Annotated in this window: 15 protein-coding genes; 8 read left to right on the top strand and 7 right to left on the bottom strand. The window is 70.8% G+C overall.

Annotated features, from left to right (window positions below; genetic code table 11):
• The first annotated feature begins 25 nt into the window (after positions 1–25).
• Positions 26–646 carry a peptidoglycan-binding domain-containing protein gene (locus tag EV187_RS04445; RefSeq protein ID WP_207221731.1) on the top strand — a complete coding sequence of 207 codons (621 nt, stop codon included), beginning with the start codon at positions 26–28 and terminating at the stop codon, positions 644–646.
• A gap of 159 nt (positions 647–805) precedes the next feature.
• On the opposite strand, the gene rplL is transcribed toward EV187_RS04445, so the two are convergent.
• A complete protein-coding gene (gene rplL / locus EV187_RS04450) occupies positions 806–1,195 on the bottom strand; it encodes a 50S ribosomal protein L7/L12 (RefSeq protein WP_127792363.1) in 390 nt (129 codons plus the stop codon).
• 49 nt (positions 1,196–1,244) lie between these two features.
• Complete coding sequence (gene rplJ, locus EV187_RS04455; RefSeq protein ID WP_130351776.1) at positions 1,245–1,760, bottom strand: 50S ribosomal protein L10; 516 nt, start codon at positions 1,758–1,760, stop codon at positions 1,245–1,247.
• A gap of 460 nt (positions 1,761–2,220) precedes the next feature.
• Between rplJ and EV187_RS04460 the strand changes: the two genes are divergently transcribed.
• The 5 genes from EV187_RS04460 to EV187_RS04480 all read left to right on the top strand — a co-directional run bounded on the left by EV187_RS04460 (position 2,221) and on the right by EV187_RS04480 (position 6,749).
• A complete protein-coding gene (locus tag EV187_RS04460) occupies positions 2,221–3,567 on the top strand; it encodes a S8 family serine peptidase (RefSeq protein ID WP_130351777.1) in 1,347 nt (448 codons plus the stop codon).
• Positions 3,568–3,579: 12 nt separating this feature from the next.
• On the top strand, positions 3,580–3,825 hold the full coding sequence (locus EV187_RS04465; protein ID WP_207221732.1) for a hypothetical protein: 246 nt from the start codon (positions 3,580–3,582) through the stop codon (positions 3,823–3,825).
• A 98-nt stretch (positions 3,826–3,923) separates the two neighbouring features.
• Entirely contained in the window at positions 3,924–4,313 is a 390-nt protein-coding gene (locus EV187_RS04470) for a RidA family protein (protein ID WP_130351778.1), read from the top strand.
• A 105-nt stretch (positions 4,314–4,418) separates the two neighbouring features.
• Entirely contained in the window at positions 4,419–6,242 is a 1,824-nt protein-coding gene (locus EV187_RS04475; protein WP_130351779.1) for a DHA2 family efflux MFS transporter permease subunit, read from the top strand.
• A gap of 9 nt (positions 6,243–6,251) precedes the next feature.
• The gene (locus EV187_RS04480; protein WP_130351780.1) at positions 6,252–6,749 is read left to right on the top strand and encodes a MarR family winged helix-turn-helix transcriptional regulator; all 498 of its coding nucleotides are present in this window, start codon (positions 6,252–6,254) and stop codon (positions 6,747–6,749) included.
• Here the strand turns inward: EV187_RS04480 and EV187_RS04485 are convergent.
• Together EV187_RS04485 and EV187_RS04490 are read right to left on the bottom strand one after the other, a co-directional pair.
• Positions 6,732–8,357, bottom strand: a complete 1,626-nt coding sequence (locus EV187_RS04485; RefSeq protein WP_130351781.1) for a sensor histidine kinase — start codon at positions 8,355–8,357, stop codon at positions 6,732–6,734. The two genes, EV187_RS04480 and EV187_RS04485, sit on opposite strands and share 18 nt — an antisense overlap.
• Positions 8,354–9,103: a response regulator transcription factor gene (locus EV187_RS04490; RefSeq protein ID WP_130351782.1), complete on the bottom strand. Its 750-nt coding sequence runs from the start codon at positions 9,101–9,103 to the stop codon at positions 8,354–8,356. Before EV187_RS04490 ends, EV187_RS04485 begins: the two co-directional genes overlap by 4 nt.
• 171 nt (positions 9,104–9,274) lie before the next feature.
• On the opposite strand from EV187_RS04490, the gene EV187_RS04495 reads away from it, so the two are divergent.
• Both EV187_RS04495 and EV187_RS04500 read left to right on the top strand, forming a co-directional pair.
• The gene (locus EV187_RS04495; RefSeq protein WP_130351783.1) at positions 9,275–10,780 is read left to right on the top strand and encodes an ABC transporter permease; all 1,506 of its coding nucleotides are present in this window, start codon (positions 9,275–9,277) and stop codon (positions 10,778–10,780) included.
• A 40-nt stretch (positions 10,781–10,820) separates the two neighbouring features.
• Positions 10,821–11,492 (top strand): ABC transporter ATP-binding protein, encoded by a 672-nt coding sequence (locus EV187_RS04500; RefSeq protein ID WP_130351784.1) that lies wholly within the window; start codon positions 10,821–10,823, stop codon positions 11,490–11,492.
• A 68-nt stretch (positions 11,493–11,560) separates the two neighbouring features.
• On the opposite strand, the gene EV187_RS04505 is transcribed toward EV187_RS04500, so the two are convergent.
• The 3 genes from EV187_RS04505 to EV187_RS04515 are packed head-to-tail and all read right to left on the bottom strand — an operon-like array spanning position 11,561 to position 17,252.
• Positions 11,561–12,928 carry a hypothetical protein gene (locus EV187_RS04505; RefSeq protein ID WP_130351785.1) on the bottom strand — a complete coding sequence of 456 codons (1,368 nt, stop codon included), beginning with the start codon at positions 12,926–12,928 and terminating at the stop codon, positions 11,561–11,563.
• Entirely contained in the window at positions 12,925–14,379 is a 1,455-nt protein-coding gene (locus EV187_RS04510) for a glycosyltransferase (protein WP_242609473.1), read from the bottom strand. The genes EV187_RS04505 and EV187_RS04510 overlap by 4 nt, the downstream gene beginning before the upstream one ends.
• A gap of 2 nt (positions 14,380–14,381) precedes the next feature.
• Positions 14,382–17,252: a bifunctional glycosyltransferase/CDP-glycerol:glycerophosphate glycerophosphotransferase gene (locus EV187_RS04515; RefSeq protein WP_130351787.1), complete on the bottom strand. Its 2,871-nt coding sequence runs from the start codon at positions 17,250–17,252 to the stop codon at positions 14,382–14,384.
• Between the last annotated feature and the right edge of the window lie 30 nt (positions 17,253–17,282).

Consider the following 17,282-nt stretch of genomic DNA (forward strand, 5'->3'; position numbering starts at 1 on the left):
CCCAGCACCGATGAAGGAGGGCACCATGACCACCGAAACCGCCGCCGCCTCGAGCGCGGCAATCGCTTCCGCCGACGGCATCACGCTCCAGCGGATCGCCCGGGCGGGCGGATACGCCGGCCCGAACGACGGCGTCCCCGGGCCGAACACCTGGAAGGGCCTCCAGCAGACCGGCAAGGGGTACGCCTACGCCGGTCACATCGACGGCCATCCTGGCCCGGCGACGTGGGAGGGCCTCCAGCGGCTCGCCGTCAAGGGCGGATACACCGGTCCCATCGACGCGGTCATGGGGCCCGCGTCGTGGAAGGGCGTCCAGACCGTCCTCGCGGGATTCGGCTACGCCGGCCCCGTCGACGGCATCCCGGGTCCGGCCACGAACACGGCGCTGCAGGTCCTCGCCCGCATCGGCGGCTACTTCGGCCCTTACAACGGGGTCCTCGGCCCGAACTCCTGGAGGGGCGTGCAGACCGTGCTGTCCGGCGCCGGGTACGCGGGTCCCGTCGACGGCGTCCCCGGACCGAACACCTGGAAGGCGCTGCAGCGCATCGCACAGCGAGGCGGGTACGCGGGGCCGGTCGACGGCGTCCCCGGACCGAACACCTACGCCGGGCTCGCCGCGCTCCTTCTTCGGAGTGAGCACGACTGACCAGGACGACGGATGCCCCGTGCCGAATGAATCGGCACGGGGCATCCGTGTGTTCAGGTGACGCCGGTCACCTCAAGCTGCGGCGCTCTCGCGAGCGCTCACGACTACTCGAGGGTGACGGTCGCGCTCAGGTGTCGCTGCCCTCCTCGAGGGCGGCCACTACTTGAGGGTGACGGTAGCGCCGGCCTCCTCGAGGGCGGCCTTCGCCTTGTCGGCGGTCTCCTTGTTCGCGCCCTCGAGCACGGCCTTGGGAGCACCGTCGACGACGGCCTTGGCCTCGCCGAGGCCGAGCGAGGTGAGCTCGCGGACGACCTTGATGACCTGGATCTTCTTGTCGCCGGCAGCCTCGAGGACGACGTCGAAGGAGTCCTTCTCCTCGACCTCTTCGGCAGCAGCGCCGCCGCCGGCGGCAGCGGGGCCGGCAACGGCCACGGGGGCGGCCGCGGTGACCTCGAAGGTCTCCTCGAACGCCTTGACGAACTCAGAGAGCTCGATGAGGGTCAGGCCCTTGAACTGCTCGAGCAGTTCCTCAGTGGACAGCTTCGCCATGATTTTTCTCCTTAGATTCTTGGTTACTCACCGCTTGAGAGGCTCGCGCCTACGCAGCGGACTCCTGCTTCTCACGCAGCGCGTCGACCGTGCGAACGGCCTTCGACAGCGGTGCGTTGAACAGATATGCGGCTCCGAACAGCGAGGCCTTGAAGGCACCGGCGAGCTTCGCCAGCAGCACTTCGCGGGACTCGAGGTCGGCGAGCTTGCCTACCTCTTCGGCGGTCAGGGGCTTGCCATCGAAATAGCCGCCCTTGACCACGAGGAGGGGGTTCGCCTTGGCGAAGTCACGCAGCGCCTTCGCGACGGCGACCGGGTCACCGTGCACGAATGCGATCGCGGAAGGACCGGCGAGCTCGTCATCGAACGACGAGATGCCGGCGTTGTTCGCCGCGATCTTGGTCAGCGTGTTCTTCACCACGGCGTAGCTCGCGTCCTCACTGATGGACTTGCGCAGCGTCTTGAGCTGGGCAACAGTGAGGCCGCGGTATTCGGTCAGCAGAACGGCGGTCGAGCTCTCGAACAGGTTCGTGAGTTCGGCAACCGAGGCTTCCTTGTTCGCCATGGCCACTCCTTGTGTCTTCAACGCGTCCCGCGGGAGCGGGGCACGGCCTCGGAGCGCTGGCAAACTCGGGAGAAAGAAAAGAGCTCCGGCGCAGTTGCGCGGAGCTCGGCCCGATCGAACGGGAAGTCTTCGTCACACCTGCGCGGGCACTTGCTTTCGCAAGACTTCGGTCGGCTCCCAGCATGTGATCAACACGGTGCTGCGCGCACGACAACCAGCGGTCTTCGGCTCCGACAAGGGTAGCGGATGCCGCGGCCGCCGCCAAATCGCGGTCGCCCTCGCCGTCGCCAAGCGTCCGCGGCCTCCGGGCACCGGAGTCCGGACCGCCCTAGCATGATGGGTGCTTCAGTGCATCCCCCGATGCGGCGCGCTCCTCGCGGATCGAGACTGTGCCCACCGCGGGCGTCGTGCCCCGATCCGCGGGGCATCCCGTCGGCGCCCTTGAACGAAGGAACCGATCATGAACACTGACAGCGCCGGCGGACGGGTACCTGAGGGCCCGACCGGACGGCAGATCATCACGTTCGCCCCGGTGGACGACGCCACGGCCACCCGCGAGCTGCGCGACGTGGCCGACCTCGACGTCGGCACGTCCCGGGGCCTCGACGACCCGGCGGCGGCTGCGACCGGGAACGTCTACCTCGAAGAGCTCAGGATCGCGATCGTCGACTCCGCGCCCGACCAGCTCGGCGCGCTGTCGCGCGCGGTCGGCGACTCGGCGAGCCCGATCCTCGCGGTGGAACCCGAGGTGTACGTGTACCCGTTCGGCGCCATCGACGCGCCGCCCGCAGTGGCGCAGGACGACTCCGACGCAGAGACGGAGGACGACGAGGTCGACGCGGCCGAGACGTACGCCGACACCGACACCTACACCTGGGGCCTGAAGGCCGTGCACGCGGTGCCGCCGATCCTGGCGACCGCTCCCTGGGCGGGAGCGGGGATCCGGATCGCCGTGCTCGACACGGGGATCGACCTCGGTCACCCCGACTTCGCCGGACGCGTGATCGCGAGCCAGTCGTTCATCCCCGGACAACCGGTGCAGGACGGCCACTCGCATGGCACGCATTGCGCGGGCACGGCCGCCGGACCGAAGTCGCCCCCGGGCACGCAGCGGCGCTACGGCGTCGCGCACGGCTCTCGGCTCATCGTGGGCAAGGTGCTGAGCGACTCGGGCAGCGGCACCAGCGGCCAGATCCTGGCCGGCATCGAGTGGGCCATCCAGCAGGGCGCCCACGTGATCTCGATGTCGCTGGGCTCGGCCGTCGCCGTGGGCCAGACGTACTACACCTACTACGAGCAGGCGGCGACCGCGGCCCTGAACGCCGGGTCGCTCATCGTCGCCGCAGCGGGCAACAGCGGGTGGGCGCCGGTCGGCGCCCCGGCCAACAGCCCATCGGTGCTCGCGGTGGCCGCTCTCGACCAGGCGCTCCAACGCGCTCCGTTCTCGTGCGTCGGGCTGAACGGCAATGGCGGCGAGGTGAACATCGCGGCGCCCGGCGTCGCGACGTACTCCTCCGTGCCCGTCTCGAAGGGCTCGTACGGGTTCAAGAGCGGCACGAGCATGGCCACCCCGCACGTCGCCGGCGTCGCGGCAACGCTCGCCCGGAAGACCGGCCTGCGCGGCCGTGCGCTCTGGCAGGAGCTCGTCCGCACGGCGCTGCCGCTCCCGCTTTCCGCGCAGGAGGTCGGCGCCGGCCTCGCGGTCGTGCCGACGCGTCGTCGGCCGATCTGGGACTACCGGCCGATCCCGTGGCGGCCGGGACCGATCATCGACCCGGGCCCGCTCGAGCCGAATCCCATCCCGTAGGGAGGACCGACGATGTCCGAGCCGGATGCCCCGGGCGGCCGCCGCGTGCACGTGACCGTGACGGGCCGCGGCGTCGACGACGCGCTCGCCGACCTGCGGGACGCCGGGCTCGAGGTGGACGAGGCCCTTCGTGGTCTCGGCATCGTGACCGGGCGCGCGGCGCCCGACGCGGTCGAGCGGATGCGCGGCCTCCCGGGGGTGACCGTCGAGCCGGAGGACCAGGTGCAGCTGCCCCCGCCCGACGCGCCGGTGCAGTAGCACGGACGCACCGGAACCGGGCCCGCTCAGCGGGCCCGGTTCCGCCCTGCCGGGCCGGATGCGCCTCGTCGTCGGGGGGTCGCGGTAGACCGGAGGGCATGGAGATCACACACCTGAATCCCGACTCGCTGTTCACGAACCCGGCGTTCAGCCAGGGCGTGCTCGTGCGCGGGGCGTCGAACACGCTCTACGTCGGCGGCCAGAACGGCACGGATGCCTCGGGCGCCATCATCGAGGGCGGCCTCGGCGCCCAGACCGAGCAGGCCCTGCACAACGTGCTGGCGGTGCTCGCCGAGGCGGGCGCCGACCAGGCCAATGTCGTGCGCATGGCCGTGTACGTCGCCGCCGGCGAGTCGGTCGACGAGGGCTTCGCGGCGTCGATGCGGGTCTGGGGGCAGCATCCGACCGCTCTCACGGTGCTCTTCGTGGCGGCGCTCGGGCGCCCCGACGCGCTCGTGGAGATCGAAGCCGTGGCCGTACTCGACTGAGCGCCGGCATCCGGTCGTCGATGCCGGCCGGCCACTCCTTCGATAGTTGACGAAGTCCACTATTCCGATATAGTTGACGTCCGTCAATCAATTTTCTGGAGTCACATGGCCACCGCTCAGCGCACACGCGCGCGCAACACGACGGATGCCGCCGCACCCGCCAAGCTCTCCGACAACGGCATGACGCACCGCGAGGTGCTCACCGCCCTGTCGGGCCTCCTGCTCGGCATGTTCGTGTCGATGCTCGCCTCGACGGTCGTCGGCACCTCGTTGCCGCTCATCATCTCCGACCTCGAGGGCGACCAGTCCGCCTTCACCTGGGTGGTCACCGCGACCCTGCTCGCCACCACCGTGTCGACGCCCATCTGGGGCAAGCTCGCCGACCTCTTCAACCGCAAGCTGCTGCTGCAGCTCGCCCTCGTCATCTTCGTCGTCGCGTCGGCGGTGGCCGGATTCTCGCAGGACACCGGCACGCTCATCACGATGCGCGTCTTCCAGGGCCTCGGGGCCGGCGGCCTCGCGGCCCTCAGCCAGATCGTGATGGCCGACATCATCAGCCCCCGCGAGCGCGGCAAGTACGCCGGCCTCTTCGGCGCGGTCATGGCCGTCGCCACCGTCGGCGGCCCGCTGCTCGGCGGCGTGATCACCGACACCCTCGGATGGCGCTGGAACTTCTTCGTCGGCCTCCCCATCGCGATCGTCGCCCTCGTGCTCCTGCAGCGCACGCTGCACCTGCCCAAGCGCCCGAAGACCAAGGTGACCATCGACTACCTCGGCATCGTGCTCATCTCGGCCGGCGTCTCGCTGCTGCTGCTCTGGGTCACGTTCGCCGGCAAGGACTTCGACTGGATCTCCGTGCCGAGCCTCCTCATGGTCGGCGGGGCCGCCCTGCTGCTTCTCATCGCCGTGATCGTCGAGCTCCGGGTCACGGAGCCCGTCATCCCCCTCGGTCTCTTCAAGAACCGCACCTTCACCCTCTCGGTGATCGCGTCGATCTCCGTCGGCGTCGCGATGTTCGGCACCGCGGTGTTCCTCAGCCAGTACATGCAGCTCGCGCGCGGCGCCACGCCCACCGAGTCGGGCCTGCTCACGATCCCGATGATGGCGGGCGTGCTCATCTCCTCGACCGTCATCGGCGCCCTCGTGAGCCGTCGCGGCAAGTGGAAGGGCTTCATGGTCACGGGCGGCGTGCTCCTCGTCGTCGGCAGCCTGCTGCTCTCGCAGCTGCACTACGACACCGAGTTCTGGTACGTCGGCGTCTCGATGTTCGTGCTGGGCGCGGGCGTCGGCATGCTCATGCAGAACCTCGTGCTCGTCGTGCAGAACACCACCGAGGTGCGGAACCTGGGCGTCGCCACGAGCGCGGTCACCTTCTTCCGCAGCCTCGGCGGCACGATCGGCGTCGCGGTGATGGGCTCGATCCTCGGCACCGTCGTGGCCGAGGACATCAGGAGCGGGATCGGCGGCCTGCCCCCCGAGCAGCAGCTCCAGGCCGCGCAGGCCCTCGGTGCCGGGACGATCCCGCAGATCAGCGCCCTGCCCGAGTTCCTCCGCGTGATCGTCGAGTCGGCGTACGGCATGGGCGTGGGCAGCGTGTTCCTCGCGGCGGTCCCGCTCGCGATCGTGACGCTCATCGCCGTGATCTTCATCCCGAACGGCGCCCTCGGCACCCAGAACGCGGTCCAGCGCGCGACGGCCGAGCGGTCGGGCGCAGCCGGTGCGGCCGGGGCATCCACCCACGCATCCGCCGATGCCGAGGACGAGCTCACCCGTGAGCTCGAGGACGCCGAGGATGCGGCGATCGACGCGGCCGCGGCATCCGTCGCCCTGGCCCCGGTCGGCCTCGCCCACGATCCGGCGACGGACTCGATGGCGGCGCTCCAGGACGTCTCGGCCGGCGGCCGCGACAGCGCCTCGCGTGCCGAATAGGATCACCGCATGACCCCCAGCGCCGAGACCGCCATCCGCGCGGCCACCGACGACGAGATCGCCTCCGTCGAGGAGCAGCTCCGGCTGCTCTTCGTCCGGGTGCGGGCCGTCTGGAAGGAGGCTGCCGCCGCCGTGCATCCCGACCTCCAGCCGGTCGGGTACAAGATCATCTCGGCGCTCGTGCACCGCGGGCGCATGCACGCCGGCGCCCTCGCCGACACGCTCGAGATCGACAAGAGCGTGGTCAGCCGACAGGTCAAGCACCTCGAAGCGCTCGGGCTCGCGGTCACCGTCGCCGACCCGAACGACGGGCGCGCCCGATTCGTCGAGGCGACGCCTGCCGCGATCGAGAGCATCGGCCAGAAGGGCTCCCGGATGCAGCAGCAGCTCTACGCGTCGCTGCGCACGTGGTCGGGCGACGACGTCGACGAGCTCGCACGCCTGCTCGCCCGGTTGACCTCCGAGGTCGTCGCCCCGGCCACGACGGACTCAGCCTCGGGCGACTGACGGCGCTTCCGCGGCCTCGGCGCTCGCGCCCGGGCCGTCGGCATCCGCATCCGGGCGGCCGGACGCGGGCAGCCGCACGGTGAACCGGGTCGCGCCCGGCTCGCTCGTCACCGACACGTCGCCGTGGTGCGCCTCGACGACGGCCCGCACGATCGCGAGGCCGAGCCCGGTGCTCCCGGCGCGGCGAGACCGCGACGAGTCGCCGCGGGCGAACCGCTCGAAGAGCGAGCCGACGAGGTCGGGCGGGATGCCGGGGCCGTCGTCCTCCACGGCGAGCACCACGTCGTCGCCGTCGCGCTCGAGCATGGCGACCACGCTCGTGCCCTCGGGCGTGTGCACGCGGGCGTTCGCGAGCAGGTTGGTGACGACCTGGCGGAGCCGGGGCTCGTCGCCCGTGACGACGGTCGCGGCCTCCGGGAGCCGCACCTCCCAGTCGTGATCGGGCCCGGCGGCCTGCGCATCGCCGACCGCCTCGACGACGACGCGGCCGAGGTCGACCGGACGCGCGGCGAGCTCGCGTCCCTCGTCGAGCCGTGCGAGCAGCAGCAGGTCCTCGACGAGCTCGGTCATGCGCACCGACTCCGACTCGATGCGCCCGATGGCGTGCATCACGTCGGGCGGGAGCTCGCCGCCGTGCAGGCGGGTGAGCTCGGCGTACCCGCGGATGGAGGCGAGGGGCGTTCGCAGCTCATGGCTGGCGTCGGCGACGAAGCGGCGCACCTTCTGCTCGCTCTGCTCGCGGGCGGACAGGGCGGATGCCACGTGTTCGAGCATGCGATTGAAGGCGGTGCCGAGTCGTCCGACCTCGGTGCGGTCGTCGTCGACGGGCACCCGCTCGGCGAGCGCGACGTCACCGCGGTCGAGCGGCAGCTCGGAGACGCGCTGTGCCGTCGCGGTGACCTCGGCGAGCGGGCTGAGCGCCCGCCGCACGACGGCGGAACCGATCACGAGGGCGATCATGAGGCCCAGCACGGCGACGATCGCGACCGTCAGCGCGAGCTGGGTGGTCTGGGCGTTCACGCCCTCCATGGGGAGCGCGAGCACGATCTTGACACCCGGCTGCGACTCGGCGGCGAGCGCACGGTAGTCGCCCAGCGTGCCGGCCTGGATGGTGTGCGCGGCCCGGTCGGGCGGCACGTCGGCGAGGGCATCCGCGGCACCCGGAGCGGGAGACTGGATCTGCCCATCGTCGATCACCCCGGCCGTGACCTCGCCGCCGATGACGATCCCGCCGAGCGTGCCCTCGGGCTGGCCCGGCACGCTGAGGAAGGCGATGACGGTGCGGCCCGGGTCGCCCGGGATGCCGGGACCGGTGGCGTCGTCGGCACGCGACGACGCGGCGCGGAGGCTGGAGTCCAGGCGCTCGACGCTCGAGGCGTGGAACAGGGCCACCGTCGCGATCCCGATGACGGCGCTCACGGCGACGAGCAGCGCGGCCAGGATCACGAGCAGTCGGCGGTGGAGGGTCCACGGATGCCGGTGACGGCGGCCAGGGGCATCCGCGGCCGGAGTCCCGTGCGCGCCCGTCGCCGGAGCCGTCGCCGTCTCGTGCGTGGCCGCCTCCTCGCGAGACGCGGCGGCGTGGCCCGGATCGCCGGGACGCGTCATCCGACGGCCTTCAGCATGTAGCCGGCGCCGCGCACCGTGTGGATCATCGGCTCGCGACCGGCGTCGATCTTCTTGCGGAGGTAGGAGATGTAGAGCTCGACCACCGACTCCTTGCCGCCGAAGTCGTACGACCAGACGCGGTCGAGGATCTGCGCCTTCGAGAGCACACGACGCGGATTGCGCATGAGGAAGCGGAGGAGCTCGAACTCGGTCGCGGTGAGCTCGATCGGCGTGCCGCCGCGGGCGACCTCGTAGGAGTCCTCGTCGAGGGTGAGGTCGCCGACGGTGAGCACCGGGTCCTTCGCCTGCGCGAGCGTCAGCGTCGAGCGGCGGATGAGCCCGCGCAGGCGCGCGACGACCTCCTCGAGGCTGAACGGCTTGGTGACGTAGTCGTCGCCGCCCGCCGTGAGGCCGACGATCCGGTCGTCGAGCGAGTCCTTCGCGGTGAGGAACAGCACGGGCGTCTCGGTGCCATCGGCGCGTACGCGCTGCAGCACCTCCAGCCCGTCGATGTCGGGGAGCATGATGTCGAGCACGATCGCGTCGGGGCGGAACTCGCGTGCCACCCTCACGGCACTGGACCCGTCGGACGCAGTGCGCACGTCCCACCCCTCGTACCGGAGGGCCATCTTCAGGAGTTCGGTCAAGGAGTGCTCGTCGTCCACGACGAGCACCCGCACCATCGATCCGTCGCCCTTGGCGATCTGGGGGGCTCGGTGCTGGGTCGCCGGCGTGCTGCTGCTCATGACTCCAGTATCCGCGTCCCCCTATGCGTTCCCTATGGCTTTCCCGGGCGGATGCCGCAGCCGAGGCCATAGGCGATCCATGGGTGCGGCAGGGAACGCCCATAGGGCTCGTCCCTAGCGTCGCGTTCGGCGCCCCGTCCGGTGCGTCCTCCCCCGACCTCCGAGGAAATCATGTTCTTCACCTACCTCCGGCGCGAGCTCGCCGGGCGTCGCAGGCAGACCGCGATCGTCGCGATCGGCATGGCGCTCGCGATCGCGCTCGTCATGATCGTGAACTCCGTGGCCTCCGGAGTCCGCGACGCCCAGGCGTCGGTGCTCCAGTCCGTGTACGGCGTGGGCACCGACCTCACCGTGTCGCAGGACCCGACGCCACCGGAGGAGGGCGAAGCCGGAGCGGGACCCGGCCGCTTCGAGTTCGGCGCCGACGACGGCACCAGCACCGACGACTCCACTGAGATCAGCCAGTCACGTCTGACCGCGGGGTTCGGCAGCACGACCTTCGACGCGTCGGCGCTCGACACGGTCGCCGACCTCGACGGCGTCGAGGCGGCATCCGCTGCGCTCTCGCTCACGAACATGACGTTCTCCGGGGAGCTGCCCCAGTTCGCGCAGCGCACGGAGGGCGAGCCGCCCGCCGAGGGCGATACGACGCAGCAGGCGCCGACCGGCGGGTTCGACGGCGCCGGCGGCAGCGCCTTCGACGTGAACAGCTTCTCGGTGCTGGGCATCGACCCCGGCGGCGCCGCGGTCGGGCCGCTGTCGGCGGTCGAGCTGGCGGACGGGCGCGGGCTCGAGGCATCCGACGCCGGCCAGGCCGTCGCGGTGCTCGACGCGAGCTACGCGACCAGCGCCGAGCTCGCGGTCGGCGACACGATCGACGTCGGCGGCACGGAGTTCGAGGTCGTCGGCACGGTGACCTCGACGTCGGCGGATGCCGCGACGGCGTCGAACGTGTACATCCCCCTCGGCCTCGCCCAGTCGATCGCCGGGCTGGACGGCCAGGTCAGCGACCTCTACGTGCAGGCGACCTCCTCGGACCGGATCGCCGCGGTGCAGGCCGACATCGAGGAGGCGCTGCCCGACGCGACCGTGTCGACGCAGGCGGACCTGGCCGCCTCGGTGTCGGGATCGCTGTCGACCGCGTCGACCCTCATCGCGAACCTCGGCCTGTGGCTCTCGGTGGCCGTGCTCGCGGCGGCCTTCCTCATCGCCATCCTCTTCACGATCCAGGGCGTCACGCGTCGCACGCGTGAGTTCGGCACCCTCAAGGCGATCGGCTGGTCGAACCGCCGCGTCGTCGGGCAGGTCGCGGGCGAGTCGCTCGTGCAGGGACTCATCGGCGGGGCCGCCGGCCTCGCACTCGGCCTCGCCGGCATCTGGGTGATCAACCTCGTCGCGCCCACCCTGGGCGGCAGCGCCACCACCGGCACGCTGGCCGGCGGACCCGTGGCCGGACCGGGCGGCGACGGCGGTGCGACCGCCTCCGGGCCGTTCGGCGATCGGCTCGCGGATGCCGCGGGCTCCACCACGGAGGTCGTGCTCAACGCGCCCGTCACGATCTCGGTCGTCGCGATCGCGATCGGGCTCGCGGTCCTCGGCGGCCTCCTCGCCGGCGCGATCGGCGGATGGCGCGCCGCGCGCCTCCGCCCCGCCGAGGCGCTCCGCAGCGTCGCCTGAGCCGCGACCGCCGCTTCCCCACCTCCAGGAAAGGACCATCATGTACACGCTCGAGAACGTCTCGAAGACCTACACCCAGTCGAAGCGACAGATCACGGCCCTCGCCGACGTGAGCCTCTCGATCCCGTCGGGCCAGCTCGTCGCGATCCAGGGACCGACCGGCGGCGGCAAGTCCACCCTGCTGCAGATGCTCGGCGCCCTCGACCGGCCGACGTCGGGTCGCATCAGCCTCGGCGAGGCGGAGCTGTCGCACCTGCCCGACCGCAAGCTCGGCGGCATCCGCGCGAAGGAGATCGGGTTCGTCTTCCAGGGCTTCAACCTCATCCCGACCCTCACCGCGCAGGAGAACGTGGAGACGGCGCTCGCGCCGCTCGGCGTGCCGGCCGAGGAACGTCGGCGCCGAGCGCTCGACGCCCTGGCGTCGGTCGGACTCGCCGACCGCGCCGGACATGTGCCCGGCGAGCTGTCGGGAGGCCAGCAGCAGCGCGTCGCCATCGCGCGGGCCCTCGTCAAGGAGCCCGACGTGCTCCTGGCCGACGAGCCGACCGGCAACCTCGACGAGGAGACGCGCGACGAGATCATGGACCTGCTCGAGGGCCTCTGGCGGGATCGCGGCCTCACGCTCGTGGTCGTGACGCACGACTCCGCGGTGGCGAAGCGCGCCGAGCGTCGGTTGCACATCACGCACGGCACGGTGACCGAGCGCCGCTGACGGCCCGTCGCCGCCCGATCGACGAGCGGATGCCGCGACCCGCCAGGGGCGCGGCATCCGCGTCGCCCTCACGCCTCGAGGCGTGAGGCTGACAAGCCCGTTCGGATGGCGTCGAGGATGAGGCGATCGGGGTCGGGGTGGGGAAAAAGGTCGGCCACGTTCGCGGCCTGGCGGTCGCGCAGCGGATCGACCTCCCCGCACGCGAACCGGTGCACGGCGGTGATCGCCGCGGCGACGTCCCCAATCCGGTGTGCTCCCGTGACGACGACGTCGCCGACGTCGTTGAACGGCCGGTGCCCGTCGCGCTCCACGAAGACCAGCGGCTTCCCGAGCAGTTGGTACTCGATCAGCATGCTGAGCCCGTCCGTGATCAGGGCATCCGAGGCGCGCAGCACCGAGGGGTAGTCGACGCCGGTGTACGTCGCGGTGTTCGGAAGCGCGGCCCACCGCTCGAGGAACGCATCGACCTCGACCTGCGTGACCGGCGACTGGTGGTGTCCGCCGAACGTGAGCAGCATCGGGTGCGGCAGGAAGACCACGTCGCACTCGGGATGGGTCTCGGCAAACCGCAGCATGGCCTCGGACATCGCGGGGAACAGCCCGAACCGGGTCCAGTCATCGCCGATGCTGTGATGGGCCGACCATGCGATCCGCGGGCGTCGCGGGCCATCGATCGGCCAGTGCCCCTCGGCTTCGCGGATCGCGATGGACTTGGGGTGCCCGGTGACGACGAACTGCTCCGCACCGAGGGTCGCCCCCTCGATCGCTGCACGCTGCACGACGTCGTTGGCGCAGAACACCCGCCATGCCGCGCGGTGGTAGGGCGTGTCGACGGCCGTGTCGGTGGGGGTTCCGGCGTGCCGGACGTTCTCGACGATGTTCATCGTCTCGTACGGCACGAGGCAGAGCCGGGCGAAGGAGAGCGCCCTCGTGGAGAAGCCGGGCGGCACGTCGGCATCCCACTGCGATTGGCGGAACACGACGTGCGGCCGGAGCGCACGGAGGAGGTCGAGCGACTCGGAGGAGTCGGCGAACGGCAGTCGGACGTGCCGCACCCCACGTGCGGTCAGCTCCGCATCCACGACGTGCTCGCCGCTGAACCCGGGCGCCCCGGGGAATCGCCGCGGGATGCTCGCGACGGTGACCTCGAACGCGTCATCCGCCTCCATCGCCCGGAACACCGGCTCCAGGCTCGCCCACGCCTCGAGGTAGTGCACGAGCATCACGACGCGGATCGGGCCGCCCGCCCACGGGGTCACCCCGTCGATCGAGCACACCCGCTCGAGCGTCACGCTCGCGGCGTCGCGCAACTCGCGGAGGATCCGCGCCTGAAGGCGAGTGGACTCCACCGTCATCTCGTGGAGCTCCTTTACCCGCCCTGGCATCTTCAGGACGTTCATGCCGTAGTTGAGCACCCGGTGCATGATCCCGCTCATCGGCGCGCGCCTCCTCGTGCGGCCGCCCGTACCGAGCGCACAAGCGAGAGGGCCGGTCGGACCATCCGCTTGGCCGGGCGCGGGACCATCGCCCATGCGTGCTGCACACGTGAGAGCGGAGCGTCGGCGGCGAGCGCGTCCTCCAGCGCCCACGGCGAGATGGATGCGCCGAGGGATCGTCCACTCGGCTCGAGGGTCAGCGGGAGGACTCTATCCACCCCGCAGCGCACGACCACGGTGCCGCCGAGCGGCACCTCGAGGTCGATGCGGGCGCAGAAGGCCTCGCCGTAGAACTCGATCGGCGTGCGCCGTTCGGCGATCGGCGTGATCGATCGGGCGTCGACGGTGACCTGCACGGCTTCGTCGACGGATGCCGCGTAGCAGGAGATCCTCGCGGTCGCGCCGTCAGCGGCGAGCCGCACGCGACCGTCGTTCCAGGGGAGCGACCCGGTCTTCCGGGTGGAGAGGGCGACGCGCACGTCCTCCGCCAGGCGATGCAGCGGGAAGGCGGCGAGCAGGTCGATGTCGATCCGGGCGAGCACCCGGTCGAGGACGTCGAGGAACTCCGCAGCCGTCGCACCGTCGATCCGACGGTTCGGGGAGGCGGGATCCAGGTACTCGACGAAGAACCACTCGAGGTCGTACATGACGAGCGACTGCAGCCAGAGCGGCGCGGGGTCGCGCGCCTCGAGGAGCCGCAGGTACCCGTGGCGCGGGATCTCGGTGTACTTCGCCGGCTTGCTCCACATCGTCCCGACCAGTGAACTGCCATCGGCACGTCGGCGGTACCGGTAGGTCGCCTCAGGCACGACCAGCATGCTCGGGGCCTCGAGGGCGAGGGCGTACTCCGCAGCGAAAGTGGCGTCGTCGAACGCCACCCGGAGCCTCGGGTCGAAGCGGATGTCGCGCTCCACGATCACGCTGCGCCGGTACAGTCCGCTCGGGACGTGGGTGTGGAAGTACGTCGGGTTCGCGTCGAGGTCCACCACCCGTCGCCGGCCCCGGTATCGGTACCCGAGCAGGTGATCATCACGGGCGGCGGAGGGATCGTCGCTGAACTGCTCCACCTTCGCGGCCACGATTCCGACCGCGTCGCGTTCGGCCCGGTCGGCCGCCTTGAGCAGGTGCCGGAGGTACCCCGGCGCGAGCACGTCGTCGGGGTCCGGGAACGAGACCCAGCGGCCCGACGCATGCTCGAGGCCGTGGTTCCGCGCCGAGCCGGCGCCCCCGTTCTCCTTGCGGAGGAGGCGTGCGTCGACCGACGTGGACGCGATCCAGTCCTCGATGATCCGCTCGGACGCATCGGGCGAGCCGTCGCTCACGAGCAGCACCTCGACCCAGCCGCCGAGGTCGCCCTGCGCGTCGAGCGAGCTGAGGAAGGCGGGCAGGTAATCGGCGACGTCGTAGACCGCCGAGATCAGGGAGATGACTGGAGTCGAGCGTTCGGTCATCGTCACGTCCCGACGAGATCGGGCTGGCGGTCGTCGTCGAAGGTCGAGGCGTCGTCGCGGTCACGGTGGCGGTCGCGAGCCCCGTCGCGGGACTCGGACGCAGCGCCAAAGTCGGCCGTGGGGCGTTCGACGGCTCCGGATGCTTCGGCCGGGTCGTACTCGGTCGTCGTGCCGTCGAAGAGCGACTGATCGCGTTCGTGCCACGGCACGTCCAGCGCCTGGATCGCGCGGAAGGCACGCTCGCTGTTGCGCTCGTCGCGGTAGCGGAAGGCCGCGTCGATGCGGGCGAGGTACGGGGCGGCGAATGCCGGGTCCGTGAGCACGCGCGCAACGGATTCGACGGCGGCATCGAGGTCGCCGGCGACCGGGCCGAAGCCATCCCGCTCGGGCGTGAAGTATCCCGGCCGGTACGCGTGCGTCCCGCGCTGGAATTCCTCCTGGTCGAACTGGAAGTAGACCACCGGGACGCCCGTGAGCGCTGCTTCGGTCGCCAGCGAGGAGTAGTCCGTGATCGCGATGCCAGCCCTCCCGATCATGCTCTTGATGTCGGCGTCGGCATAGGAGAAGTACTCCACATGCTGAGGAAGGTGCGACGGGCGGAGGTGCGTCTGCAGGTTCGGGTGCGGAGCGAACACGATCCGGTTCCCCGTCCGCTCGGCGAGGTCCCGCAGGCGAGGGTCGCGGAGAAGCGCCATCCACTGGGTCACGTACGTCGAATCCCAGAAGTCGTCGACCAGCTCGCGTGCCGACCCGACCGAGGTCTCGCGCTTCAACAGGTAGTTGCGCCAGGTTGGCATGATCAGGATGACGTCCCGCTCGTCGAAGGGAACCCGCCTGGCCGCCGCGATGAGGTCGTCGTGCCGGGGGAAGCCGGTCAGCGCCACCTCCCGCTTCGACAGCACGTACTGCGTGCCGTCGGCCACGATCGATCGGTACTCGGGTTCGGTGCATGCGAGGACCAGGTCGATCTCCTTCGGGTTGAGCCACCGCGACAGGTCGTTCGTCGTGACACCGTGCTGCAGGAAGGTGAACTTCCACGATCCCCTGCCGAATCGCGCGGCGTCGTACGGGTGCGTCACGTAGCCGTTCGCGTGCGACGAAATGACGTGGGCCGCATGCTTCATGAGCACGATGTGCTGTCGTGACCCGAAGGGGATGACGCGGAAGCCCTCGCGTCGAAGGCGGCGATAGTCGGGTGCATCCTTGCGGATGACGAACCAAGCGTTCACCATGGGCTGCTCGGCCCGCAGGTACCGGTACAGGGACTCGGCGTTGTCACCGGCGAGGTCGTCCCGATCCATCAGCACCCACGCCTGTGCGTATCGGCGGCGCGCGGCAGACGAACGGGCGACCGCGAGGGTCTTCGCCACCGATCGGCGCGAGCGCCGCTGCCGCAGCCGATCCGCGGCGACATCGACCCGCCAACGAAGCGCGAGATACCCTCGGCGGAGCGGCCGGTTCCAGGGCACGACCGCCGGCGCCTCGGGAGCGATGGCTGCGAGCGCCGCGCGCTGCTCGGCGGGAGCCGGCTGGCGACCACGCCAGATGCGGCCGACGGTGGCCTCGGAGAAGGGCGCGTCGAGGACCCCGAATCGGATCCGGTCCGGCTCCGATCGACCGTTGGTGAAGATGCGGACGTCATTGAGGGCGGAGATCCACAGGATGCGCTCGTAGAGGAACACCCGGCCGAAGTACTCGATCGAACGGGTCTTGGCGTAAACGGGCGGGGACTCGACGCCATCGAGTTCCACCCGTTCGCGGAGGCTCGATGATCCGGTGAAGTACCGGATCTGGATGAGTTGCTCCCGGGCGTCCGTGCGGCTGATGTGCGCGCCGAGGTCATCCGGAACCCTGCCGGTCTTCATCATGATCCAGGCGAGGCGGATCGGCAGCGGGACCCACGTCGCGTTGAACTCGAGGAGGACCTGGTCGTCGATGAAGTCGAGGATGTGCTCGACATGCTCGAGATACGTCTCCCTGACCTCGACCGGCAGGCCTGCCGTGGCGGACGCCATTCCGTGGTCCTCCCGGAACGGCCATTGCAGGTCGTACAGCACGAGGTACTGCAGCCAGCGCGGCACCGGACCCGACCGGGCGGCCTCCTCGAGCAGGGAGAGATATCCGTACTTCGGAAGGTCCGTGTACCGCGCGAGTTGCCGAGCGGAGCCCTGGACGAGCGACGTGCCGTCTTCGCGCTGGCGGTAGTAGTAGATCGCGTCCGCGAGGATGCCGACCGCGGAGACGCCTGCGCGCAACCAGAAGGCGGCGATGACGTGCGCGTCCTCGAACGTGGGTCGGACACGGACATCGAAGCCATCCGGTACGTGCTCGACGAGCGGCTCGCGCCGCACGAAGGCACTCGCGATCTGCAGGTGGATCAGCTTCGGGTCGTGCGTCGGCGAACCGATGCGGGTGCCCCGCCGGAACCGGAAGCCGAGCGCGTGGTCGTCCCTCGCCGCAGCCGTGGATCCCAAGAACCTCAGGGCCCGGGCCATGAGGAAGTCGAGCTCGGGCGGCGCCGATGCGAGGAACGACCGGACCGACTCGAGGTAGCGCGGATGCAGGACGTCGTCGGGGTCGGGGAACGACAGCCACTCGCCCGTGGCGATCGCGATACCCGCATTCCGCGCAGCGCCGGGGCCGGCATTCTCCTGGACGATCACCGACGCGCGCACGCGAGTCTCGGCGATCCACCGACGGATGACGCCCTCGGAGTCATCGGGCGAACCGTCGACGACGAGGATGAGCTCCACGTCGTCGAGCCCGCCGACCTGCGAGCGGATGCTGGCCAGGAACTCCGGAAGATAGGCCTCGACGCCGTACACGGCCGAGACGAGCGAGAAGAGCGGGCGCACAGGCGCGATTTTCGACATGCGGGACGTGATCCTTCCGCACCGCCGATC

The sequence above is a fragment of the Agromyces ramosus genome, assembly GCF_004216665.1.
Taxonomy (GTDB): Bacteria; Actinomycetota; Actinomycetes; order Actinomycetales; family Microbacteriaceae; genus Agromyces; species Agromyces ramosus.

Coding starts and splice junctions, on each gene's coding strand:
- rplL (WP_127792363.1), bottom strand. CDS start 1,195: ATGGCGAAGCTGTCCACTGAGGAACTGCTCGAGCAGTTCAAGGGCCTG.
- EV187_RS04485 (WP_130351781.1), bottom strand. CDS start 8,357: ATGACGCGTCCCGGCGATCCGGGCCACGCCGCCGCGTCTCGCGAGGAG.
- EV187_RS04475 (WP_130351779.1), top strand. CDS start 4,419: ATGGCCACCGCTCAGCGCACACGCGCGCGCAACACGACGGATGCCGCC.
- EV187_RS04500 (WP_130351784.1), top strand. CDS start 10,821: ATGTACACGCTCGAGAACGTCTCGAAGACCTACACCCAGTCGAAGCGA.
- EV187_RS04495 (WP_130351783.1), top strand. CDS start 9,275: ATGTTCTTCACCTACCTCCGGCGCGAGCTCGCCGGGCGTCGCAGGCAG.
- rplJ (WP_130351776.1), bottom strand. CDS start 1,760: ATGGCGAACAAGGAAGCCTCGGTTGCCGAACTCACGAACCTGTTCGAG.
- EV187_RS04480 (WP_130351780.1), top strand. CDS start 6,252: ATGACCCCCAGCGCCGAGACCGCCATCCGCGCGGCCACCGACGACGAG.
- EV187_RS04510 (WP_242609473.1), bottom strand. CDS start 14,379: ATGACCGAACGCTCGACTCCAGTCATCTCCCTGATCTCGGCGGTCTAC.
- EV187_RS04465 (WP_207221732.1), top strand. CDS start 3,580: ATGTCCGAGCCGGATGCCCCGGGCGGCCGCCGCGTGCACGTGACCGTG.
- EV187_RS04445 (WP_207221731.1), top strand. CDS start 26: ATGACCACCGAAACCGCCGCCGCCTCGAGCGCGGCAATCGCTTCCGCC.
- EV187_RS04515 (WP_130351787.1), bottom strand. CDS start 17,252: ATGTCGAAAATCGCGCCTGTGCGCCCGCTCTTCTCGCTCGTCTCGGCC.
- EV187_RS04490 (WP_130351782.1), bottom strand. CDS start 9,103: ATGAGCAGCAGCACGCCGGCGACCCAGCACCGAGCCCCCCAGATCGCC.
- EV187_RS04470 (WP_130351778.1), top strand. CDS start 3,924: ATGGAGATCACACACCTGAATCCCGACTCGCTGTTCACGAACCCGGCG.
- EV187_RS04505 (WP_130351785.1), bottom strand. CDS start 12,928: ATGAGCGGGATCATGCACCGGGTGCTCAACTACGGCATGAACGTCCTG.
- EV187_RS04460 (WP_130351777.1), top strand. CDS start 2,221: ATGAACACTGACAGCGCCGGCGGACGGGTACCTGAGGGCCCGACCGGA.